This window comes from Streptomyces sp. GS7 (genome assembly GCF_009834125.1).
Classification (GTDB): domain Bacteria; phylum Actinomycetota; class Actinomycetes; order Streptomycetales; family Streptomycetaceae; genus Streptomyces.
Genome location: NZ_CP047146.1, coordinates 3,264,078 through 3,287,907, shown reverse-complemented (window position 1 = coordinate 3,287,907; position 23,830 = coordinate 3,264,078). Strand labels below are relative to the sequence as shown.

Sequence of the window (23,830 nt, the reverse complement as noted above, 5' to 3'; positions counted from 1 at the left end):
CCGCCCTCCGTCCTCCACGTCCCGGACGGGACCTGCCCTATCGACGGTATGCAGTCACCCGGGGTGCGTCAACGATCGCCGCGCTCGCCACGCCGAGTGATAATCACCCTACGAGTGGTTTCTCGTGACTTGCCACGGGGAAAGGATTGCAGGTTGGCCGGAAACAGGCGTTCGGCTGGCCGAGTCACTGGTTACTGGTGCCGAAGTCCTCGGGCGAGATCTGGTCGAGGAACTCGCGGAACTTCTCCACCTCGTCCTCCTGCTCGTCCGGAATCGCGATCCCCGCGTCGTCCAGCACACCGTCGGTACCGAAGATCGGTGTTCCCGTGCGCAGCGCCAGCGCTATGGCATCGGACGGCCGGGCACTGACCTCGACGCCGCTGGCGAAGACCAGCTCGGCGTAGAAGACCCCTTCGCGCAGATCCGTGATGCGGACCTGCGTCAGCTCCTGGCCCACCGCTTCGAGCACGTCCTTGAAAAGGTCGTGCGTCAGCGGCCGGGCAGGGACCATGCCCTGCTGGGCGAAGGCGATGGCGGTGGCTTCCCCTGGCCCGATCCAAATGGGCAAGTAACGGTCGCCTCCCACCTCCCGCAGGAGCACGATCGGTTGGCTGGAAGGCATTTCCACCCGGACACCCACGACGTCGAGCTCGTTCACACAGCAACCCTAGGACGTGCCCGGCAGGTTTGGGTAGTCGGGCAGTCGTTTGCTCACGGCAGACGGACCCGCAGAGCACTCTGCACCAGCGCCGCGTGAAGCCGTACGGACAGCGTGGCCAGCTCTCTGACGGTGGCCTCGGCATGCGCCCGGGTCTGAGGGTTGCGGTGCCGCCGAAGGGGTGCAACGACCTGCTCGACCAGACCGGCCTCGCGCTCGGCCGCCGCCTTCACGGCACGCAGATGCCGCGGCTCCAGACCGAAGCGGCCCAGCTCCGCGACCAGTTTGGCGACGGCGACGGTCTCGATGTCGTATCCGCCGTCCTCATGCGCGACGATGAGTCCGTACGACTCCCAGTCGGCGAGCGCCGCCTCGTCCACGTCGGCGGCGGTCAGCAGCTCCGCCCGGCCGATCCGGGCCGCCGGCGGGCCCTCCTCGTCCGGGTCGGACACGCCCTCGGCCAGGTCCCGGGACGGCGCCGGAGCCGGGAGCGGCACCTGCTCGCCCCGCTCCAGGGCATCCAGATGCTCCCGGATGACCTTGAGCGGCAGATAGTGGTCCCGCTGCATGCGCAGCACGTTCGCCAGGCGCTCGACGTCGGCCGCCGTGAATTTGCGGTACCCGGAAGGCGTGCGCTTCGGCTCGACGAGCCCCTCGGCCTCCAAGAAGCGGATCTTGGAGATCGTGACCTCGGGGAACTCCTCGCGCAGCGCGTTGAGCACCGTGCCGATGCTCATCGGCTTGCGGTCCGAGGAGGCGGTGCCGGCGGAACCGGCACCGCCTGCCGGTGTATGGCGCATATGCCTTCCCTGGCGGTCAGATACCGACGCCCCGCTGGCTCGCGTAGAAGACCAGGCGGTACTTGCCGATCTGCACCTCGTCGCCGTTGGCGAGGACGACCGAGTCGATCCGCTCACGGTTGACGTAGGTGCCGTTCAGGCTGCCCACGTCGGTGACCGTGAAGCGGCCGTCCGGGCCGCGGCGGAACTCCACGTGGCTGCGGGAGACCGTCACGTCGTCGAGGAAGATGTCGCCCTGCGGATGCCGGCCCGCCGTCGTCAGCTCGCCGTCCAGCAGGAAGCGGCTGCCGGAGTTCGGCCCCCGGCGGACGACCAGCAGCGCCGAACCCAGCGGAAGGGCGTCGACGGCCGCCTGCGCCTCAGGGGACAGCGACGGCGTCAGATTCTGCCCCGTCGCCTCCGCGTCGTACGCCTCGATCCCCGAGATGGAGATCGTCGAGGTCGTCTCGGAGGCGCGCTCGGGCTGTGCGCCCGGACGCAGCGGCGCACCGCAGTTGGAGCAGAACCGGCTCGCCTCGGCGTTCCGGTGCCCACACCTCGTACAAACCGGCAAGGCCAACCCTCCACCCGTGCGTGAGGTTGATGGTTCCTGGGAACCTATGCGGCCGGACCCGGAGGGGTCAACAGAACCCGCGCCGTGCCCCCCGGACGGACCGCCGACCTCGTCACGGAAGAGCGGACGGTCCTCGGCCGCGCCGCTCTCCTCGGGCTGGCGCGTCGCGCGATGCCGCGCGGAGCCGCTGCCACCCTCCTGGCGGGCGCTCTTGCCGAACAGCTTTGCAAACAACTTCACGGGCGATTCCCCTTGTACGAAACAGACCCGCCCGTGGGGCAGGACGAACCCTCGATGCACACACCGGCCGATCCGGACATCCTGTGAACGTCCGTGGCCTTCAGACAGTTTCCCTCACACACCACACGCACGGTGCGTCGACCCCCCGCTACGTCATGCCCTCCCCGGGCCATCACCATACGTAGATGCCTCACTGCGATGACGACCGAGCGTAGTCAGGCCGCTTCGCCTCCCGCAAGGCGTCCACAACGATCTTCTCCTCACGGGTCACAGACACCTTGGCCTGCTCCTTTTCCAGTGTCTGGACCACTCCGCCAGGGATGTTCAGCGCCGGCTCCAGGTCCTCCGGCTTTCCGATGACCTTGAATCGGTACGGCTGCGTGACGCGCTTTCCGTCGACCTCCACCCCGCCCCGGAGGTCCGAGAAGTAGGTGTTCGCGACGACCCGCACGCCATTGACCTGGATGGCCTCGGCTCCGGCCGCCCGCAGCTCCTGGATGGTGTCGAGCAGCTTGTCCGCCTCCACGGAGTGGTGCGGATCGTCGATGGTCAGGTTGATGCCGGGGCCCTGCGTCGCGACGGTCCCGGCCAGCACGCCCAGCTGCGCTTCCTTCTCCACGGTCTGCTTACGGGCCTCCTCGGCCTGGTCCGAACTGTTCTCCAGTTCGGTCTTCTGCCCTTCCAGGCGCCGCTGCTCATCCGTCAACCGCTGGGAGCGGTTGTCCAGTTCGTCCAGGATGCGTACCAAATCCTCTTGGCGCGCGCCCCGCAGCGCACTGCTGTCACTCGTGGAACGTACCTGAATCGCGAGGCCGAGACCCAGAATGAACAGGAGCAACGCAACGATCAGTTGAGCCCGGGTCAGCCGCGGCGGCCACAGACCGGCCACGAGACGCTGCCGGCCGGTCAGCGGCTCCGACGGATTCCCCTCGTCCGCCGCGGCGCCAGAGGCGCCCTCATCCGCCCGTTTGGCGCCACTCTGCCCCGCCTCGTCCGATTCCTCGTCGGAGCCCCGGTGTTCGGCACCCGCACCCGCCTCCCCCGTGGGCGTGCGGGGGCTCTCCGGCGGCATCGGGCGCCGGTCGGCGGGACCGCGCTCCGGACCGGCCTTGCGCTCGGGATACGGCTCGGACTTCTTCTCCGGCTCCGGCGTCTCCTCCGTACCCATCCGCCTCACGCCCTGAAGACGTGCCGGCGGATCGCGGCGGCGTTGGAGAAGATCCGGATACCCAGCACGACCACGACACCGGTGGAGAGTTGGGCACCGACGCCCAGCTTGTCGCCGAGGAAGACGATCAGCGCCGCGACCACCACGTTGGACAGGAAGGAGACGACGAAGACCTTGTCGTCGAAGATGCCGTCCAGCATCGCGCGCAGACCGCCGAACACGGCGTCCAGCGCTGCCACGACGGCGATCGGCAAGTAGGGCTCGACCACCGTCGGCACCACAGGTCGAACCACGAGTCCGACCACGACTCCCACGATGAGGCCCAGTACGGCGATCACGATGTGCCCTTCCCTGTGTCGGCGCCGTCCGCCTTCGCGGCACCGGCCTGCGGCTTAGCTGTACGTACGGTCAAACTGGGCGCGGGCGGCAGCGTGACCTGGCTCTCGGCGGAAATCTTGGTGCGTACGCCGTAGTTCTCCTGCAGCACATGCAGATACTGGCCGTCGGCACTCTCCTGGAACGCGGTGCTGAGCCGCTGCCCGTCCCCCACCGCCAGCACCGTATACGGCGGCACCAGTGGCTTGTTGTCGACCAGTATGGCGTCTCCCGCGGCCCTGATCGCCGAGAGTGACGTAAGCCGCTGCCCATTGACAGCGATGGCCTCCGCACCCGACTGCCAGAGCCCGTTGACGACCCGCTGCAGATCGCGGTCCCGCACCCGCCCGGTGTCCGAGAAGTCGCTGCTCTCGCGCGGCCCGCCGGCACTGCTCTCCGCGCCCTTGGCATCGTCCACGACGAGCTTCACCCCCGGCCCGGTGACCTGCGTCGAACCCGCCAGCAGCGCCAGCAGTTCAGCCTTGTCACCACCGTGCTTCTTCAGCGCCTCACGCTGCATCCGGTCGACGGCGTCCCGCGTCGCGTCGACCCGCTGCTGCTGTGTGTCGGCCTCGGCGGTGCCCTTCTGGATGCGGTGGATCAGCTCCTCGCGCTCCTTGGCGAGGGTCGGCGCCGACACCCGCGCCTGCGCCGCCCCCACCGTCACCACCAGTGCCGCCAAAACCAGCCCGGCTGCCAGGCCCAACTTCGCCCGCAGCGTGCGCGGCAGACCGCGCACGCCGGCCTCGGACCTGCGCGCGGCGGCCTCCGCGTATCCGTCGTCGAGGCTGTGATCCATCACGTTGGTCAGCAGCGACATGGACGCATCGGGACGCGCGGCCGGTCTCCGGGTGTTGCTCCGATCGGGGCGCTGCTGCGACATGCCGCACATCGTCGCATGTCGGCGGCGCGGTCTCCCAATGGCCCCACCGGCGTGCCGGAGCAACGGCACGCCGGTGGGATCGGGTCAGCGACCCGCGCTGTCCACCACGGCCGACCACTCGTCCAGCAACTGCTGCGCCGAGGCGTCGTCCGGCCCTTCCGCCCACAGATGCGTGACCGCCTCGGCCGGGTCGGGCAGCACCAGCACCCACCGCCCGTCGGCCTCCACGACCCGCACACCGTCGGTGGTGTCCACGTCCCGGTCGCCGGCCGCCTCCACGACATGCCGCATGACCAGCCCCTTGACCGCCCACGGCGTCGCCAGATCGCGACGCTGGACGTGCGCCCGCGGGATCCGCGCGTCGATCTGGCTGAGCGTGAGCTGCGTACGGGCCACCAGGCCGATCAGCCGGACGAACGCCGCCGCGCCGTCGAAGACGCTGCTGAACTCCGGGATCAGGAAGCCGCCGAGACCGTCCCCGCCGAAGATCGTGCCGTCCATCCGTCCGACCCGCGTCAGGTCGTCCGGTGAGGTCGTCGTCCACTCCACCTGGGTCCCGTGGTACGCCGCCACCTGCTCGGCGATCCGGGTCGTGGTCACCGGCAGCGCCACCCGCCCGCTGCGCCGCTCCGCGGCGACCAGGTCCAGCATCACCAGCAGCGCACGGTCGTCCTCGATGATCCGCCCGCGCTCGTCCACCAGGGACAGCCGCTCGCCCACCGGGTCGAAGCGCACCCCGAACGCGGCCCGCGCCGAGGCCACGATCTCGCCGAGCCGGACGAGCCCGGAGCGCCGGGCGTCGGCGGTCTCCGTCGGCCGGGACTCGTCGAGACCGGGGTTGATGGTCAGCGAGTCGACGCCGAGGCGCCCCAGCAGGCTGGGCAGCACCAGTCCGGCACTGCCGTTCGAGGCATCGACGACGACCTTCAGCCCGGAGTCGCTGATGCCCGTGGTGTCCACGGCCCGCAGCATGGCTCCCGTATAGGAGTCGAAGACGCTGGCCGGGAAGTGCAGATCGCCGATCTCCCCGGGGAACGCCCGCCGGTACTCCTGACGCGCATAGACGCGGTCGAGCTTGCGCTGCCCGGCCTGCGAGAGATCCGCGCCCCGCTCGTCGAAGAACATGATGTCGACGGAGTCCGGCACGCCGGGCGTGGTGCGGACCATGATGCCGCCGGCGCTGCCCCGCGCGGTCTGCTGCCGGGCGACGGGCAGCGGGACGTTCTCCAGGTCGCGTACCTCGATGGCGCTCGCCTGCAGCGCGGAGATCACCGCACGCTTCAGTGCCCGCGCGCCGCGGGAATGGTCCCGGGCGGTGGTGACCGTGGAGCCTTTCTTGAGCGTGGTGGCATACGCCCCCGCGAGCCGCACGGCGAGTTCCGGGGTGATCTCGACGTTGATGATGCCGGACACCCCGCGTGCTCCGAACAGATGCGCCTGGCCCCGGGATTCCCAGATCACCGAGGTGTTGACGAACGCACCGGCCTCGATGGTCTTGAACGGATAGACCCGCACATTGCCCTGGACGATGGACTCTTCACCGATCAGGCATTCATCGCCGATGACCGCGCCGTCCTCGATCCGCGCGGCCCGCATGATGTCGGTGTTCTTCCCGATCACACAGCCGCGCAGATTGCTGTGCTGACCGACGTAGACGTTGTCGTGCACCACCGCCCGATGGAGGAACGCACCACTCTTGACGACGACGTTGGACCCGACGACGGTGTGCTCGCGGATCTCCACATCCGCTTCGACCTTGGCGTAATCGCCGATGTACAACGGTCCGCGCAGTACCGCGTCCGGATGCACCTCGGCGCCTTCTGCCACCCACACACCCGGCGAGATCTCGAAGCCGTCGATCTCCACATCGACCTTGCCTTCGAGGACGTCGGCCTGCGCCTTCACATAGCTCTCATGTGTGCCGACGTCCTCCCAGTAGCCCTCGGCGACATAGCCGTAGATCGGCTTGCCTTCCTTCATGAGCTGCGGGAAGACATCCCCGGACCAGTCCACCGGAACATCGGGCTCAAAATAATCGAAGACCTCCGGCTCCATGACGTAGATGCCGGTGTTGACGGTGTCCGAGAAGACCTGGCCCCAGGTCGGCTTTTCCAGGAATCGCTCGACCCGGCCGGCCTCGTCCACGATGGTGATGCCGAATTCCAGGGGGTTGGGGACCCTCGTGAGGCAGACGGTGACGAGGGCACCCTTTTCCTTGTGGAACCGAATGAGGTCGGTCAGATCGAAGTCGGTCAGCGCATCACCGGAGATGACGAGGAAGGCGTCGTCCTTGAGCGCCTCCTCTGCGTTCTTCACGCTGCCGGCCGTGCCGAGTGGCTTTTCCTCATTGGCATAGGTGAGCTCCATACCGAGCTCTTCCCCGTCCCCGAAATAGTTGCGAACGAGCGAAGCCAGGAATTGCACGGTCACGACGGTCTCACTGAGACCGTGCCTCTTCAGCAACCGCAGTACGTGTTCCATGATCGGCCTGTTGACCACGGGAAGCAGCGGCTTGGGCATGCTGGACGTCATGGGGCGAAGGCGTGTGCCCTCGCCGCCGGCCATCACAACGGCCTTCATGTCGGAAGCGTCCTCCTCTAAGAGACGACGGTTCTTGCCGACTTCACTTGTCCGGTTCGCCCACTGTTTTCCGCACGGGCCCTGGACCTCGGCACGTTCTGCCGGTTGGGCGAGCTCAGTCGGCTGTGGCGTCCGCCCTGATGATCCGGCGGACCTGGACCACGTAGAGGATCCCTGCCCACCAGTACAGCGCCGTACCCCACCCTGCGAACGCCCATCCGAAAATAGCAGCGAGTGTGTGAAGCCAGCCACTTCCATCGCTCAGTAGCAGCAACGGGAAGGCGTACATCAAGTTGAACGTAGCCGCTTTGCCCAGGAAGTTCACCTGGGGAGGCCCATAGCCGTGGCGACCGAGGAATCCGACCGCGATCAGCAGCATCAGTTCCCGGGCCAGCAGCGCCGCGGTGAGCCAGACCGGCAGGATCTCACGCCACGTCAGACCGACGAGGGTGGAGAGGATGTAGAGACGGTCGGCGGCCGGGTCGAGGATCCGCCCCAGGCTGCTGATCTGGTTCCAGCGCCGGGCGAGCTTGCCGTCCAGATAGTCGCTGACACCGCTCAGCGCAAGGACCAGCAGCGCCCAGCCGTCAGCCTTCGGACCACCGAATTCCGGCCAGAGGATCAACCACAGGAACACAGGCACGCCGACCAGGCGCGCCATGCTCAGAATATTCGGGATGGTGAGGACACGATCTGTCTGGACCCGCGTCTCCTGGACCTCCACGCGGAAGCCTCCTGTGGGAAATGTGCCAATGATGCCCCCGACTTTACCTGCCCCGCCGGCCCCACCGCGCCCCGGGTCCCACGTGCTGGAACGCAAAAAAGCCTCGTCGGGAACCGAAGTTCCCGACGAGGCTTTCTCAAAAATTGTTCGGCGGCGTCCTACTCTCCCACAGGGTCCCCCCTGCAGTACCATCGGCGCTGAAAGGCTTAGCTTCCGGGTTCGAAATGTAACCGGGCGTTTCCCTAACGCAATAACCACCGAAACACTATGAAGAAAACAAACTCCAGCCGACAAGGCGAGTTCGTTACTTCAGAACCTACACAGTGGACGCGAGCAACTGAGGACAAGCCCTCGGCCTATTAGTACCAGTCAACTCCACACCTTACGATGCTTCCATATCTGGCCTATCAACCCAGTCGTCTACTGGGAGCCTTACCCCATCAAGTGGGAGGGAGCCCTCATCTCGAAGCAGGCTTCCCGCTTAGATGCTTTCAGCGGTTATCCTTTCCGAACGTAGCCAACCAGCCATGCCCTTGGCAGGACAACTGGCACACCAGAGGTTCGTCCGTCCCGGTCCTCTCGTACTAGGGACAGCCCTTCTCAAGACTCCTACGCGCACAGCGGATAGGGACCGAACTGTCTCACGACGTTCTAAACCCAGCTCGCGTACCGCTTTAATGGGCGAACAGCCCAACCCTTGGGACCGACTCCAGCCCCAGGATGCGACGAGCCGACATCGAGGTGCCAAACCATCCCGTCGATATGGACTCTTGGGGAAGATCAGCCTGTTATCCCCGGGGTACCTTTTATCCGTTGAGCGACGGCGCTTCCACAAGCCACCGCCGGATCACTAGTCCCTACTTTCGTACCTGCTCGACCCGTCAGTCTCACAGTCAAGCTCCCTTGTGCACTTACACTCAACACCTGATTGCCAACCAGGCTGAGGGAACCTTTGGGCGCCTCCGTTACCCTTTAGGAGGCAACCGCCCCAGTTAAACTACCCACCAGACACTGTCCCTGATCCGGATCACGGACCCAGGTTAGACATCCAGCACGACCAGAGTGGTATTTCAACAACGACTCCACACCAACTGGCGTTGGCGCTTCAAAGTCTCCCACCTATCCTACACAAGCCGAACCGAACACCAATATCAAGCTATAGTAAAGGTCCCGGGGTCTTTCCGTCCTGCTGCGCGAAACGAGCATCTTTACTCGTAATGCAATTTCACCGGGCCTATGGTTGAGACAGTCGAGAAGTCGTTACGCCATTCGTGCAGGTCGGAACTTACCCGACAAGGAATTTCGCTACCTTAGGATGGTTATAGTTACCACCGCCGTTTACTGGCGCTTAAGTTCTCAGCTTCGCCAACCCGAAGATTGACTAACCGGTCCCCTTAACGTTCCAGCACCGGGCAGGCGTCAGTCCGTATACATCGCCTTACGGCTTCGCACGGACCTGTGTTTTTAGTAAACAGTCGCTTCTCGCTGGTCTCTGCGGCCACCCCCAGCTCAGACAGTAAGTGTCATCACCGGAAATGGCCCCCCTTCTCCCGAAGTTACGGGGGCATTTTGCCGAGTTCCTTAACCATAGTTCACCCGAACGCCTCGGTATTCTCTACCTGACCACCTGAGTCGGTTTAGGGTACGGGCCGCCATGAAGCTCGCTAGAGGCTTTTCTCGACAGCATAGGATCATCCACTTCACCACAATCGGCTCGGCATCAGGTCTCACCCTTATATGAGAGACGGATTTGCCTATCTCTCGGGCTACACCCTTACCCCGGGACAACCACCGCCCGGGCTGGACTACCTTCCTGCGTCACCCCATCGCTTACCTACTACAAGTCTGGTCCGTCGGCTCCACCACTCCCCTTCACCCGAAGGATCCAGGGCGGCTTCACGGACTTAGCATCGCCTGATTCAGTATTGGGCGCTTCAAAGCGGGTACCGGAATATCAACCGGTTGTCCATCGACTACGCCTGTCGGCCTCGCCTTAGGTCCCGACTTACCCTGGGCAGATCAGCTTGACCCAGGAACCCTTAGTCAATCGGCGCAAGAGTTTCCCACTCTTGTATCGCTACTCATGCCTGCATTCTCACTCGTGAACCGTCCACAACTCGCTTCCGCGGCTGCTTCACCCGGCACACGACGCTCCCCTACCCATCACAGCAGGCGTTAGCCCTCATGCTGCAATGACATGACTTCGGCGGTGTGCTTGAGCCCCGCTACATTGTCGGCGCGGAATCACTTGACCAGTGAGCTATTACGCACTCTTTCAAGGATGGCTGCTTCTAAGCCAACCTCCTGGTTGTCTCTGCGACTCCACATCCTTTCCCACTTAGCACACGCTTAGGGGCCTTAGTCGATGCTCTGGGCTGTTTCCCTCTCGACCATGGAGCTTATCCCCCACAGTCTCACTGCCGCGCTCTCACTTACCGGCATTCGGAGTTTGGCTAAGGTCAGTAACCCGGTAGGGCCCATCGCCTATCCAGTGCTCTACCTCCGGCAAGAAACACACGACGCTGCACCTAAATGCATTTCGGGGAGAACCAGCTATCACGGAGTTTGATTGGCCTTTCACCCCTAACCACAGGTCATCCCCCAGGTTTTCAACCCTGGTGGGTTCGGTCCTCCACGAAGTCTTACCTCCGCTTCAACCTGCCCATGGCTAGATCACTCCGCTTCGGGTCTTGAGCATGCTACTCAACCGCCCTATTCGGACTCGCTTTCGCTACGGCTTCCCCACACGGGTTAACCTCGCAACATACCGCAAACTCGCAGGCTCATTCTTCAAAAGGCACGCAGTCACGACGCAAAGACAAAATCTCTGCGCGACGCTCCCACGGCTTGTAGGCACACGGTTTCAGGTACTATTTCACTCCGCTCCCGCGGTACTTTTCACCATTCCCTCACGGTACTATCCGCTATCGGTCACCAGGGAATATTTAGGCTTAACGGGTGGTCCCGCCAGATTCACACGGGATTTCTCGGGCCCCGTGCTACTTGGGTGATTCTCAAGCAAGCCGTCAATGTTTCAGCTACGGGGGTCTTACCCTCTACGCCGGGCCTTTCGCATGCCCTTCGCCTACATCAACGGTTTCTGACTCGCCGACCGGCCGGCAGACCGATCAAGAGAACTCCCACAACCCCAACCACGCAACCCCTGCCGGGTATCACACGTGACTGGTTTGGCCTCATCCAGTTTCGCTCGCCACTACTCCCGGAATCACGGTTGTTTTCTCTTCCTGCGGGTACTGAGATGTTTCACTTCCCCGCGTTCCCTCCACACTGCCTATGTGTTCAGCAGCGGGTGACAGCCCATGACGACTGCCGGGTTTCCCCATTCGGACACCCCCGGATCAAAGCTCGGTTGACAGCTCCCCGGGGCCTATCGCGGCCTCCCACGTCCTTCATCGGTTCCTGGTGCCAAGGCATCCACCGTGCGCCCTTAAAAACTTGGCCACAGATGCTCGCGTCCACTGTGCAGTTCTCAAGCAACGACCAGCCACCCACCACCCCAACCCGAAGGCTGAGTTCACTGGGGCCGGCATCGCGAAGGGCGAGCAACGCTCGCACCCTCAGACACCCAACAGCGCGCCCGACCCGACCAGTTAAGACCCACGTTCCACGCCGAAGCAGTACTAATGATCCCAACCGACCGTGCCGAATAGTCAACGTTCCACCCATGAGCAACCAGCATCAGACACTCGCTGATGTACTGGCCTCTGACCAAGCCGAAGCCCGGTAAGAAGTGCTCCTTAGAAAGGAGGTGATCCAGCCGCACCTTCCGGTACGGCTACCTTGTTACGACTTCGTCCCAATCGCCAGTCCCACCTTCGACGATTCCCTCCCACAAGGGGTTGGGCCACCGGCTTCGGGTGTTACCGACTTTCGTGACGTGACGGGCGGTGTGTACAAGGCCCGGGAACGTATTCACCGCAGCAATGCTGATCTGCGATTACTAGCAACTCCGACTTCATGGGGTCGAGTTGCAGACCCCAATCCGAACTGAGACCGGCTTTTTGAGATTCGCTCCACCTCGCGGTATCGCAGCTCATTGTACCGGCCATTGTAGCACGTGTGCAGCCCAAGACATAAGGGGCATGATGACTTGACGTCGTCCCCACCTTCCTCCGAGTTGACCCCGGCAGTCTCCTGTGAGTCCCCATCACCCCGAAAGGCATGCTGGCAACACAGAACAAGGGTTGCGCTCGTTGCGGGACTTAACCCAACATCTCACGACACGAGCTGACGACAGCCATGCACCACCTGTACACCGACCACAAGGGGGACCGTGTCTCCACGGTTTTCCGGCGTATGTCAAGCCTTGGTAAGGTTCTTCGCGTTGCGTCGAATTAAGCCACATGCTCCGCTGCTTGTGCGGGCCCCCGTCAATTCCTTTGAGTTTTAGCCTTGCGGCCGTACTCCCCAGGCGGGGAACTTAATGCGTTAGCTGCGGCACGGACGACGTGGAATGTCGCCCACACCTAGTTCCCAACGTTTACGGCGTGGACTACCAGGGTATCTAATCCTGTTCGCTCCCCACGCTTTCGCTCCTCAGCGTCAGTATCGGCCCAGAGATCCGCCTTCGCCACCGGTGTTCCTCCTGATATCTGCGCATTTCACCGCTACACCAGGAATTCCGATCTCCCCTACCGAACTCTAGCCTGCCCGTATCGAATGCAGACCCGGGGTTAAGCCCCGGGCTTTCACATCCGACGCGACAAGCCGCCTACGAGCTCTTTACGCCCAATAATTCCGGACAACGCTTGCGCCCTACGTATTACCGCGGCTGCTGGCACGTAGTTAGCCGGCGCTTCTTCTGCAGGTACCGTCACTCTCGCTTCTTCCCTGCTGAAAGAGGTTTACAACCCGAAGGCCGTCATCCCTCACGCGGCGTCGCTGCATCAGGCTTTCGCCCATTGTGCAATATTCCCCACTGCTGCCTCCCGTAGGAGTCTGGGCCGTGTCTCAGTCCCAGTGTGGCCGGTCGCCCTCTCAGGCCGGCTACCCGTCGTCGCCTTGGTAGGCCATCACCCCACCAACAAGCTGATAGGCCGCGGGCTCATCCTTCACCGCCGGAGCTTTCCACACACAGGAGATGCCTCCGTGTGTCATATCCGGTATTAGACCCCGTTTCCAGGGCTTGTCCCAGAGTGAAGGGCAGATTGCCCACGTGTTACTCACCCGTTCGCCACTAATCCCCGGCCGAAACCGGTTCATCGTTCGACTTGCATGTGTTAAGCACGCCGCCAGCGTTCGTCCTGAGCCAGGATCAAACTCTCCGTGAATGTTTACCGGTAATCCGGTGACACTCGCGTTGAGCGGAACAACCAGGAGGAATAGTCCCAGTCGTTCACAGCGTCCTCGCTGTGTGCGCCTCCCAAAAACTTGGAAGGACTTTCAAAGGAACCTCATCTCCATGATGGAGACGGGGTATCAACATATCTGGCGTTGACTTTTGGCACGCTGTTGAGTTCTCAAGGAACGGACGCTTCCTTTGGATTCCCTTTCGGGTTTCCGCCGGGCGCTTCCCTTCGGTGTTTCACACTCTATCAGGGCTTTTCCGGCTTTCGGACCACCGCTTTTCTGCAGGCATGCAGAAGCGCATGATTCGAGAATCAGGATCATGACTCTGAGGAGTGCCGCCCACCCAACCGTCAGCCGTTGCGGGCTTCCTGGTTGTCCGGGGCAGATCTCAGACAGTACAGGGGCGGTGTGGGCGAGGCAAATCGATTCGGCGAGGACGCGGGGCGCCAACCGGTGTCTCTCGTGCGGAACCGTCAGTTCCTATGACTTACGCTTCTGAACGGTGCGCCGTCCAGGACAGGCAGTGACGGCGGCCTGATGAATCTTCACCCCCGGGAGGCTTCCCATGACCACCGTGACGTCCCCTCTTGAAGGACGCGCCATCGGACTCTCGGCAGTGCCGGACCCGGTGTTCTCCGGAGCGATGGTGGGTCCCGGTACCGCCATCGACCCCGTTCGTGAGCCGTCGGAGGCGGTTTCGCCCGTGGACGGCGTCGTTGTTTCGCTTCACCCCCATGCGTTCGTCGTTGTCGACGGCGAAGGACACGGTGTCCTGACGCACCTTGGTATCGACACCGTTCAGCTCAACGGCGAGGGTTTCGAGCTGCTGGTGAACAAGGGCGACACCGTGTCGCGGGGCCAGGCCGTCGTGCGCTGGGACCCGGCCGCGGTCGAGGCGGCCGGCAAGTCGCCGGTGTGCCCGGTCGTCGCGCTGGAGGCCACCGCCGACTCGCTCGGTGATGTCCGCGAGGACGGCGACGTCAAGGCGGGCGACTCGCTCTTCTCCTGGCAGTAGGCAGTAGCCGGGCGCCGTTCCCCACGGCAGGTACGACATCCACCGCGGCGGCTCGGCCCGCCGCAAGCAACCGGAGACGGGTGACATGGAGACAACGCTGCGAGGCGTCGGCGTGAGCCACGGTGTGGCCATAGGCGAGGTGCGGCACATGGGTACGGCGGTTCTGGAGCCGCCGGCCAAGCAGATTCCGGCCGAGGAGGCGGAGCGTGAGCAGGGGCGTGCACGGCAGGCCGTGGAGGCCGTGGCCGCCGATCTGATCGCGCGGGGCAATCTGGCGGGCGGCGAGGCGCAGCATGTGCTGGAAGCCCAGGCCATGATGGCTCAGGACCCCGAGCTGATGGCCGACGTCGAGCGGCGGATCGCGGTCGGCAGCACGGCCGAGCGTGCCGTGTACGACGCGTTCGCCGCCTATCGGGCGCTGCTCGCCGGTGCGGGTGAGTACCTCGCCGGGCGGGTGGCCGACCTGGACGACGTGCGGAACCGGATCGTGGCGCGGCTGCTCGGGGTGCCGATGCCGGGCGTGCCGGACAGCGATGAGCCGTATGTGCTGATCGCGCGGGATCTGGCGCCGGCCGACACGGCGTTGCTGGATCCGACGCTGGTGCTCGGGTTCGTGACCGAGGAGGGCGGGCCGACCAGCCACAGCGCGATTCTCGCGCGGGCGCTGGGGGTGCCGGCCGTGGTGGCGCTGCCGGGTGCCGGGGAGCTTGCCGAGGGCACCGTGATCGCCGTGGACGGCAGCACGGGTGAGGTCTTCGTGGACCCCAGTTCCGCCAAGCGTGTGGAGCTGGCGAAGGCGGCGGAGGAGCGGAAGGCGGCGCTGTCGGCGTCGTCCGGTCCCGGTGCCACGTCCGACGGGCACAAGGTGCCGCTGCTGGCGAACGTGGGCGGTCCGGCGGATGTGCCGGCGGCGGTGGAGGCCGGTGCGGAGGGGGTCGGTCTCTTCCGTACGGAGTTCCTCTTCCTGGACGACAGCAAGAACGCACCGTCCGAGGAGAAGCAGGTCGACGCCTACCGGAAGGTCCTGGAGGCTTTCCCCGAGGGGCGCGTGGTGGTGCGCGTGCTGGATGCCGGGGCCGACAAGCCGCTGGACTTCCTGACGCCGGCCGACGAGCCGAACCCGGCGCTGGGTGTGCGGGGGCTGCGGACGCTGCTCGACCACCCGGACGTGCTGCGTACCCAGCTCTCGGCGCTGGCCAAGGCGGCCGAGGGGCTGCCGGTCTACCTTGAGGTCATGGCGCCGATGGTGGCGGACCGGATCGATGCCAGGGCGTTCGCGGATGCCTGCCGGGAGGCGGGCCTGCGGGCGAAGTTCGGCGCGATGGTGGAGATTCCGTCGGCGGCTCTGCGGGCGCGGTCGATTCTTCAAGAGGTGGAGTTCCTTTCGCTGGGCACCAACGACCTGGCGCAGTACACCTTTGCGGCGGACCGTCAGGTGGGCGCCGTGTCGCGGCTGCAGGACCCCTGGCAGCCGGCGCTGCTGGACCTCGTGGCGGCTTCCGCCGAGGCGGCGAAGGCCGAGGGCAAGAGCTGTGGTGTGTGCGGTGAGGCGGCCTCCGATCCGCTGTTGGCGTGTGTGCTGACGGGTCTGGGGGTCACCAGCCTGTCGATGGGTGCGGCGTCGATTCCGTATGTGCGGGCGACGCTGGCCAAGCACACGCTGGCGCAGTGTGAGCGGGCGGCTGCCGCGGCCCGTGCCGCGGACACCGCCGAGGACGCCCGGGCCGCCGCGCAGGCGGTGCTCTCCGGGGAGTGATCCGGCGCGGCGCGTCGCCGGAGTGAGTGTGAGGGCCGTCCCGCCGTTGTGGCGGGGCGGCCTTCTGCGTGGAGTGGCCGGGGCGGTGGTCAGGGGTGGCAGTGGGGGTCGGGTGGGGGTGTGAGGGGCAGGCCCGCGGCGTAGTCGACGCGGTGCTCGGGTGGGATGGGGTGGCCGGTGTCGTCGGTGCAGTAGGCGTTGAAGATCTCGGCGGCGCCCAGGGCGTGCGGCCAGGCGTCCTTGAGGCGCCAGCCACGGACGGTGATGCGGGTGGTGCCGGCGGTGCCGTCGGCTTCGGTCGTGGTGCGGCAGACGATGGCGCCGGGGGTGCGCAGGGCGCAGCCGACGGCGAGGACCGTGCAGAAGAGGACGGTCTGGGCTTCGGTGAGCTGGGGTGGGCTGCCGTCGGGGGCGGCGGTGGCGTACAGCTCGGCCGAGAGGGACGGGGTGCCGGCCGGGATGGAGCAGACGAGGTGGTGGGTGCCTGCGCCGAGGGCTTCGAGGAGTTGCCGCAGGGTATGGGTGGCGCGGGCGAGGGCGGCCGGGGTGCGGTCCTCGCCGCAGTCCTCGCAGCGGCCGGCGCGGGCCAGGAGGGCGGTGGCGCGCTCCCAGGATGCCTGGCGGGCGGCTTCTTCGCGGAGTAACGGGAGGAGCTGGGCGAGCGGTTGGCCTTCGTAGGGCACGGTGGCGCCGGTGCAGGCGACGGCGGCCGCATAGCGGGTGCGGCTGTCGGGCTGGTCCGGGTCGAGGGAGTGCTCGGCGCAGTATTTCTCGTAGGCGGTGGGGTCGAAGAGGCTGAGGGTGGTGTGCACGCCCTGGGAGGCGAGGGTGTGCAGCAGGGCTTCCATCTGCTGGAGGTAGCTGTGGTGGTCGTCGAACGGGAAGGTGCGGTAGCGGCGCATGGCCGCGAAGTCCCGTTCGTCGGCCAGGACGGCGGCGGTGCTGGGGACTTCGCGGCGGAGTGTGCGGCCGGCGGCGGTCTGCCGTGCGGGACGGATGCTGGGTGTCATGGCTCCCCCTCGGTGAGGTGCGTCGGTCGACGTCACTTGTCACTGAGAGTAACCACGGGGTCTGACAATGGCGGTCCGGCGCCGGTTTCCCCTGGTCGGAGCGGTGAACCGGCGCCGGGTTGACTACTTTCCGTTGCTGCGGTCGGCGGCGATCCGCTCGTAGAAGCGGAGGAGTTCGAGGTTGTCGACGGAGCCGGGGTTGACGGCCTTTTCGAGGGGGGTGCCCTGGAGGAGGCGTTTGACGGGGACCTCGATGCGCTTGCCGGTCAGGGTGTGGGGGACGCCGGGGGCCTCGATGATGTCGTCGGGGACGTGGCGGGGCGAGAGCTGTTCGCGGATGGTGCGCTTGATGCGGTCGCGCAGGGCGTCGTCCAGGGTGGCGCCGGGTGCCAGGTGGACGAAGAGGGGCATCCAGTAGCCGCCGTCGGGGAGTTCGAGGCCGATGACGAGGGATTCACGGATCTCGGGGAGGCGCTCGACGGCCTCGTAGATGTCGGCGGAGCCCATCCGGACGCCCTGGCGGTTGAGGGTGGAGTCGGAGCGGCCGTGGATGACGACGCTGCCCCGGGGGGTGAGGGTGATCCAGTCGCCGTGCTGCCAGACGCCGGGGTACATGTCGAAGTAGCTGTCGTGGTAGCGGGTGCCGTCGGGGTCGTTCCAGAAGCGGGTGGGCATGGACGGCATGGGGTTGGTGACGACCAGTTCGCCGACCTCGTCGATGACGGGCTTGCCCTGGGGGTCCCATGCCTGCAGGTCGGTGCCGAGGCAGGCGGCCTGGAGTTCGCCGATGTGGACGGGGAGGGTGGGGACGGCGCCCGCGAAGCAGCTGCAGACGTCGGTGCCGCCGCTGACGGAGGCGACCCAGAGGTCGGCGCCGCTCTCCGCGAAGCTGTCGTGGAGCCAGCGGAACCCGTCGGGCGGGAGCGGGGAGCCGGTGGTCGCGACGCAGCTGACGGCGGAGAGGTCGAGGTCGCGGGCGGGGTGGATGCCGGCCTTGCGGCAGGCCATGACGTAGGCGGCGGAGGTGCCGAAGACCGTGGCGCGGGTGGCGGCGGCGACCCGCCACTGGGCGGTGATGTCGGGGTGTCCGGGGCTGCCGTCGTAGAGGACGATCGTGGCGCCGACGAGGAGGCCGCCGACGAGGAAGTTCCACATCATCCAGCCGGTGGAGGTGTACCAGAAGAAGCGGTCGTCGGGGCCGAGGTCGCAGTGCAGGCCGGTCTGCTTGAGGTGTTCGAGGAGGATGCCGCCCTGGGACTGGACGATCGCCTTGGGGAGCCCGGTGGTGCCGGAGGAGTACAGGACCCACAGCGGGTGGTCGAACGGGACCGGTTCGAAGACCGGCTCCGTGCTGTTCGTGGTCAGGTCGGACCAGTTCAGGGCGCCTTCGGGGGCGGCGGTGCCGAGCAGGGGGATGTGGACGACGGCACGGAGGGTGGGGAGTTCGGCGCGGAGTTCGGTGACGGTGGCGCGGCGGTCGTGTTCCTTGCCGCCGTAGCGGTAGCCGTCGACGGTGAACAGGACCACCGGTTCGACCTGCTGGAAGCGGTCCAGGACGCTGCGGGCGCCGAAGTCGGGGGCGCAGGAGGTCCAGACGCCGCCGACCGCGGCGGTGGCCAGGAGGGCGACGACGGCCTGCGGGATGTTGGGGACGTAGCCGCTGACGCGGTCGCCGGGGCGGACGCCGAGGCGGCGGAGTTCGGCGGCCAGCGAGGCGACCTGGGAGCGCAGTTCGGCCCAGGTGACGGTGGTGGGTGTGTGGGTCTCGTCCACGTGGAGCAGGGCGGGGCGCTCGGCGCGGTCCGGGTCCTCGGCGGCCCGCAGGGCGTGTTCCGCGTAGTTCAGGGTGGCGCCGGGGAACCAGCGGGCGCCGGGCATCGTGCGGTCGGCGAGGACGGTGTCGTACGGGGTGGTGAAGCGGACGTCGAACCACTCGGCGGTGGCCTGCCAGAAGGCGGGGAGCCGGTCGACGGACCAGCGGTGCAGGGCCGCGTAGTCGGCGGCGGGGTCGCCGGGTACGGGGGCGGGCGCGCCGTGGTGTTCGGCGGCCCAGGCGTGGAAGCGGGTGACCTGTGCGCCGGCGATCCGGTCCGGGCCTGGCTGCCAGAGGGGTTCCGGCTGGGAGGCGGAGTGCGGTGCGGTGGTCATGTTGCGGCTCCTGGGCGGTACGCGTGGTGGGCGTCGGTCGCGCGCGGTGCCGGGGGTCCCCCGTGCCCAGCGAGTGGGCGGCTGCGCGCGGCATGGCTTGCCTGGACGATGCCACGTGATCGACTGGTGCACCAGGGTGGACCCCACATTGGTGGACCACCGCATTCGGGGGTGGCGGACGTGTGAAGGCCGCCCACAGGGACCGCGGGCGATGTCGAGAGGCCGGATCCGGCCAGCGGCGGGCGGTGCGCGGGCCTGAAGGTGGCCGAGCGTGACCCCTCGCAGGTGAACGGCAGTTGAACGGTTCCCGCACAGGGGGCCGTCGGTGGCAGGCTGACCGGCATGGACGGGCGTGATCTGGTGCGGTCGGTACGGATGGTCAGGGCGGTCGGGCCGGCGCAGGGGCTCCGGTCCGTGCGGTCGGCGTGGCGCCGGCGCAGAGCGGACGCGCTGGCGCTGCCGCGGCGTGGTGCGGAGCGGGCGCGGGTGCCCGGTGAGGCGCGCGGGGCCGAGCCGCAGCCCGGTGGCGGGGTGATCCGTTTCGCGCGGTCGTCGCTGCGGGTGCGGGTCGCGTCGGGCGGTGCGGTGTTCTGCGGCTGGGACGGGGCCGGACCGGAGCCCTCGTACGCGCTGGCCGGGGCGTGCCCGGAGGTGGACGCGCGGGCGGTGCTGGAGCCGGATACCGAGGGCGGCTGGCGGGTGGTCTCGGAGCGGGTGCTGGTGGCGGTGTCCCGGTTCGGCGCGGTCGAGGTGCGGACGCCCGGTGGCGCGGTCCTGCGGCGGGAGCTGCCGCCGCGCTGGTGGGACTGTACGGAGACCGCGGGCGCGGCGCAGGGTGGCCGGGAGGGTGCGGCGTCGGAGGGGGGCGGCCGGCCCGAGGAGGTGGTGGAGTCGCGGTGGGTGCAGCGCTCGGAGGTGGCGGCCGATGCGCGGTTCTTCGGCCTGGGTGGCCGGGCGGGCGGGCCGCGGCTGCGGGACGGGGTGTACCGCCTGTGGAACACCGATCCGGGCGGCGCGTTCGGGCCGGGGGACGATCCGCTGTATCTGACCATGCCGGTGCAGCTGGTCGTGGCGGACGCGGGGACGCATCTGGTGTTCCACGACAATTCGTGGGACGGCCGGGTGACGCTCCACGAAGGTGTGGAGGGCGCGGGCTCGGGCCATGACCGGCCGGGCACCTGCGAGGTGCGGATGGACGGCGGGCCGCTGCGCTACTGGGTGCTGGCGGGGACGCCGGCCCGGGTGCTGCTGGGGTGGACGGGACTGACGGGTGCGCCGGCGCTGCCGCCCCGCTGGGCGCTGGGCCATCAGCACGCCCGGTGGGGGTTCGGGAGTGCGGACGAGGTGCGCCGCGTGGTGGCGGGCTACCGGGAGCGGGAGCTGCCGCTGTCGGCCGTCCATCTGGACATCGACCACTACGACGGGCACCGGGTCTTCACCGTCGACCGGGAGCGGTTTCCCGATCTGCCGGGCCTGGCACGGGAGTTGCGCGACGAGGGCGTGCGGCTGGTGTCGATCGTGGATCCGGCGGTGAAGGCGGAGCCGGGGAACGCGGTGTACGAGAGCGGGGCCGCGGCGGATGCGTTCGTACGGGACGCACGGGGGCGGGAGGTGCGCGGTGTGGTGTGGCCCGGTGAGTCGGTGTTCCCGGATTTCACCGACGCGCGGGTGCGCAAGTGGTGGGGCGCGCTGTACGCGGAGCGGCTGGCGCAGGGGTTCGCCGGGGTGTGGCACGACATGAACGAGCCGGTGTCGTTCGCGGCCTTCGGGGAGCCGACGCTGCCGCGTTCGGCGCGGCACGACCTGGAGGGCCGGGGCGGTGACCACCGGGAGGCGCACAACGTCTACGGGCTGGCGATGGCTCAGGCGGGCTTCGAGGGGCTGTGCGAACTGCGGCCCGGGGAGCGGCCGTTCCTGTTCTCGCGGTCGGGCTGGGCGGGGCTGCAGCGGTACGGCGGCACGTGGTCGGGGGATGTGGCGACGGGCTGGCCGGGGCTGCGGGCGTCGTTGTCGCTGGTGCTGGGGCTGGGGCTGTGCGGGGTGCCGTACAGCGGGCCGGATGTGGGCGGGTTCTCGGCGGTGCCCTCGGAGGAGCTGTATCTGCGGTGGTTCCAACTGGGGGCGTATCTCCCGCTGTTCCGTACCCACTCGGCGCTCTGGGCGGGGCGTCGGGAGCCGTGGGAGTACGGGAGCGAGGTCCTGGAGCACGCCCGTGCGGCGCTGCGGGAGCGGGAGCGGCTGCTGCCGTACTTCGTGACGCTGGGCCAGTTGGCCCGGCTGTCCGGGGCCCCGTACGTGCGCCCCCTGTGGTGGAGCGCGCCGCGGGACCGGGCGCTGCGGGACTGCGGGGACGCGTTTCTGCTGGGGGACGCGCTGCTGGTGGCACCGGTGCTGGAGGCGGGGGCGACCCGGCGGGCGGTGCGGCTGCCGCGCGGCCGGTGGTACGACACCGCGACCGGGCGGGTCTATGAGGGACCGGGGCGGGTGTGGGTGGATGCGCCGCTGTCCCGTATTCCGGTGCTGGCGCGGGCCGGGGCGGTGCTGCCGGTGGCGGGCGCGGACGGCGGGACGGAGCTGGAGGTGTGGGCCCCGGTGGCCGGGCGGACCGGTGGTGGGCTGGTGGTGCCGGATGCCGGGGACGGCTGGCGGCGGCCGGCGGTGGAGCGCTTCAGTACGCGCCTGGAGGCGGGGCGGGTGGTCGTCGAGCGGCGCGGTGGCGGGCCGGCGGGGTATCCGGTGCGGGTGCGGGGTCTTCCCTAGGGTCCGCGGTGCCTGGTAGACGGGGGCCATGCCGAGATTAGCTGCCGCGCTGCGCGGCCTGGCCGCCGCTGCCGCCGCCCTGACGACCTCCCCCATGCCCCTCATGGGCATGGGAGGTGCCCCCATCGCCGTACCGTCGAGCGCCGCGGCGGGCACCGCCGCCCGCCCGGCGCCGTCGTCGCCCGCGGCGCACAGGGCGCCCGACGACCCCAAGGCGCCAAGGGAGTTCGTGGCGCTGCGCGCGGTGGATCCCACGATCATCCAGGAGATCCGCTATGCCACCCCGCACGATTTCATGGGGGTGCCGGTGACCGGTTACCGCGATCCGATGTGCATTCTGACGCGGGACGCGGCGCGTGCGCTGCACCAGGCGCAACTCTCGTTCCTGCGGCGCGGGTACTCCCTCAAGGTGTACGACTGCTACCGGCCGCAGCGCGCCGTGAACCACTTCGTGGCCTGGGCGAAGGATCTCGCCGATCAGCGGATGAAGGCGGAGTTCTATCCGCGGGTGGACAAGTCGACGCTGTTCCGGGACGGCTATATCGCGGAGAAGTCCGGGCACAGCAGGGGCAGTACGGTCGATCTGACGCTGGTGCGGCTGCCGGCGGTGCCGACCCGGCCGTATGTGCCGGGCGAGCCGCTGGCGTCGTGCTACGGGCCCAAGGCGCTCCGGTTCCCGGACAATTCGCTGGACATGGGGACCGGCTTCGACTGCTTCGACACGCTGGCGCACACCCTCGATCCGCGGGTCAGGGGGCGGCAGTTGACGAACCGGCTGCTGCTGAAGAAGGGGCTGGAGCGGGCCGGGTTCGTGAATTACGCGGCCGAATGGTGGCACTACACCTTTACGCCGGAGACGTTTCCCGACACCTATTTCGACTTTCCGGTGTCGCGGGGCTCGCTGACAGCGGACTGCGGGGCCGCCGGGCGGAGCAGCGCCGGGTGCAGCAGCCGGGCGGACCCCGCGCGGTAGAGGCGGGCGCGGGGTCCGCCGCGGGCTCCGCCGCGCGCCGCGGTGGTGCCGGTGGGTTCGACGAATCCGGGGACGGAGAGCACCTTGCGGTGGAAGTTCCCGGCGTGCAGCGGACTGCCCCAGATGGATTCGTAGACACCGCGGAGTTCGACGATGGTGAATTCCTCGGCGAGGAACGCGGTGGCCAGCGGTGTGTACTCGATTTTCGCGCGGGCGCGGTCGAGGCCGTCGGCGACGATCCTCGGGTGGTCGAAGGCGAGCGGGAGCGGGGCGGGCCGGGGCACGGAATCACCCCCGTCGATCCCGTGCCCCGGGCCCTGTTCTTGGGGACGCGGCCGGGCCGCGTCCGGTTCGGTGCCGCGCTCCGGTGCGGCGGCGCCCCCCAGGTCGGCCGCGAGGCCGGCGACCGGGACCCAGGCCGCGGTCGCGGCGTCGCCGCCGCCCCGGGCCTCAGGGAGGTCGGGCGCGAAGGCGAGGTAGGCGACGGTGACCACGGGCATCCGCGGGTCGCGGCCGGGGTCGCCGTAGGAGCCGAGCTGTTCGAGGTGGACGCGCTCCAGCAGGGCGGCGTCCAGTCCGGTCTCCTCGGCGAGTTCGCGGGCGGCGGCCCCGTCGAGGGACTCCCGGCCGGCGCGTACGAAACCGCCGGGCAGCGCCCAGGCCCCCTGGAACGGCGGGCCGCCGCGCTCGACGAGCAGGACGTGCAGCGCGCCGCCGCGCAGCGTCAGCGCGACGATGTCGACGGTGACGGCGATGGCGGGGAAGGCGTGCGGGTCGTAGGCGGCGAGGAAGGCCGTCTCGTCGTGTGCGGCCGGGTCGCCCGCCGCGGCGCCGTCCACGGTGCGCCGATGGTGCGCGGTCATGCCCCGTCCCCCCT

General features: G+C 67.8%; 15 protein-coding genes and 3 rRNA genes. 4 read left to right on the top strand and 14 right to left on the bottom strand.

The genetic code is table 11. The annotated features are described in order from the left end of the window. Positions 1–184: 184 nt before the first annotated feature. From GR130_RS14285 to GR130_RS14235, 11 genes are all read right to left on the bottom strand, one after another. The gene (locus GR130_RS14285; RefSeq protein WP_043263312.1) at positions 185–658 is read right to left on the bottom strand and encodes a bifunctional nuclease family protein; all 474 of its coding nucleotides are present in this window, start codon (positions 656–658) and stop codon (positions 185–187) included. A gap of 53 nt (positions 659–711) precedes the next feature. Then, entirely contained in the window at positions 712–1,458 is a 747-nt protein-coding gene (gene ftsR, locus GR130_RS14280) for a transcriptional regulator FtsR (protein WP_159505079.1), read from the bottom strand. Between the two features lie 16 nt (positions 1,459–1,474). Beyond that, positions 1,475–2,311 carry an FHA domain-containing protein gene (locus GR130_RS14275; RefSeq protein WP_159505078.1) on the bottom strand — a complete coding sequence of 279 codons (837 nt, stop codon included), beginning with the start codon at positions 2,309–2,311 and terminating at the stop codon, positions 1,475–1,477. 130 nt (positions 2,312–2,441) lie between these two features. Beyond that, entirely contained in the window at positions 2,442–3,419 is a 978-nt protein-coding gene (locus GR130_RS14270; protein WP_159505077.1) for a DUF881 domain-containing protein, read from the bottom strand. A gap of 5 nt (positions 3,420–3,424) precedes the next feature. Beyond that, positions 3,425–3,757: a small basic family protein gene (locus GR130_RS14265; RefSeq protein WP_003984969.1), complete on the bottom strand. Its 333-nt coding sequence runs from the start codon at positions 3,755–3,757 to the stop codon at positions 3,425–3,427. Further along, on the bottom strand, positions 3,754–4,677 hold the full coding sequence (locus tag GR130_RS14260) for a DUF881 domain-containing protein (protein ID WP_159505076.1): 924 nt from the start codon (positions 4,675–4,677) through the stop codon (positions 3,754–3,756). Before GR130_RS14260 ends, GR130_RS14265 begins: the two co-directional genes overlap by 4 nt. An 84-nt stretch (positions 4,678–4,761) precedes the next feature. Next, positions 4,762–7,257: a mannose-1-phosphate guanyltransferase gene (locus GR130_RS14255; RefSeq protein WP_159505075.1), complete on the bottom strand. Its 2,496-nt coding sequence runs from the start codon at positions 7,255–7,257 to the stop codon at positions 4,762–4,764. 115 nt (positions 7,258–7,372) lie between these two features. After that, a complete protein-coding gene (locus GR130_RS14250; protein WP_159505074.1) occupies positions 7,373–7,981 on the bottom strand; it encodes a CDP-alcohol phosphatidyltransferase family protein in 609 nt (202 codons plus the stop codon). 145 nt (positions 7,982–8,126) lie between these two features. Continuing rightward, positions 8,127–8,243 (bottom strand): 5S ribosomal RNA (gene rrf, locus GR130_RS14245). A 77-nt stretch (positions 8,244–8,320) separates the two neighbouring features. Then, a 23S ribosomal RNA gene (locus GR130_RS14240) occupies positions 8,321–11,443 on the bottom strand. Positions 11,444–11,743: 300 nt separating this feature from the next. Beyond that, positions 11,744–13,272: ribosomal RNA gene (locus GR130_RS14235) — 16S ribosomal RNA — on the bottom strand. The 16S, 23S and 5S rRNA genes sit together here, the layout of an rRNA operon. A 584-nt stretch (positions 13,273–13,856) precedes the next feature. Here GR130_RS14235 and GR130_RS14230 point away from each other — a divergent pair. Together GR130_RS14230 and ptsP are read left to right on the top strand one after the other, a co-directional pair. After that, on the top strand, positions 13,857–14,306 hold the full coding sequence (locus tag GR130_RS14230; RefSeq protein WP_159505073.1) for a PTS sugar transporter subunit IIA: 450 nt from the start codon (positions 13,857–13,859) through the stop codon (positions 14,304–14,306). Positions 14,307–14,391: 85 nt separating this feature from the next. After that, positions 14,392–16,062, top strand: coding sequence for a phosphoenolpyruvate--protein phosphotransferase (gene ptsP, locus GR130_RS14225; RefSeq protein ID WP_159505072.1), 1,671 nt, complete (start codon positions 14,392–14,394; stop codon positions 16,060–16,062). A gap of 89 nt (positions 16,063–16,151) precedes the next feature. On the opposite strand, the gene GR130_RS14220 is transcribed toward ptsP, so the two are convergent. Beyond that, the gene (locus GR130_RS14220; RefSeq protein ID WP_159505071.1) at positions 16,152–17,072 is read right to left on the bottom strand and encodes a hypothetical protein; all 921 of its coding nucleotides are present in this window, start codon (positions 17,070–17,072) and stop codon (positions 16,152–16,154) included. 123 nt (positions 17,073–17,195) lie between these two features. Continuing rightward, the gene (locus tag GR130_RS14215; protein WP_159505070.1) at positions 17,196–19,220 is read right to left on the bottom strand and encodes an acetoacetate--CoA ligase; all 2,025 of its coding nucleotides are present in this window, start codon (positions 19,218–19,220) and stop codon (positions 17,196–17,198) included. A gap of 342 nt (positions 19,221–19,562) precedes the next feature. On the opposite strand from GR130_RS14215, the gene GR130_RS14210 reads away from it, so the two are divergent. Together GR130_RS14210 and GR130_RS14205 are read left to right on the top strand one after the other, a co-directional pair. Beyond that, positions 19,563–21,980 carry a glycoside hydrolase family 31 protein gene (locus tag GR130_RS14210; protein ID WP_159505069.1) on the top strand — a complete coding sequence of 806 codons (2,418 nt, stop codon included), beginning with the start codon at positions 19,563–19,565 and terminating at the stop codon, positions 21,978–21,980. A gap of 28 nt (positions 21,981–22,008) precedes the next feature. After that, positions 22,009–22,953, top strand: coding sequence for a M15 family metallopeptidase (locus GR130_RS14205; RefSeq protein ID WP_159505068.1), 945 nt, complete (start codon positions 22,009–22,011; stop codon positions 22,951–22,953). Here the strand turns inward: GR130_RS14205 and GR130_RS14200 are convergent. Further along, positions 22,851–23,816 (bottom strand): NUDIX hydrolase, encoded by a 966-nt coding sequence (locus tag GR130_RS14200; RefSeq protein WP_159505067.1) that lies wholly within the window; start codon positions 23,814–23,816, stop codon positions 22,851–22,853. The genes GR130_RS14205 and GR130_RS14200 overlap by 103 nt on opposite strands. Positions 23,817–23,830: the final 14 nt, after the last annotated feature.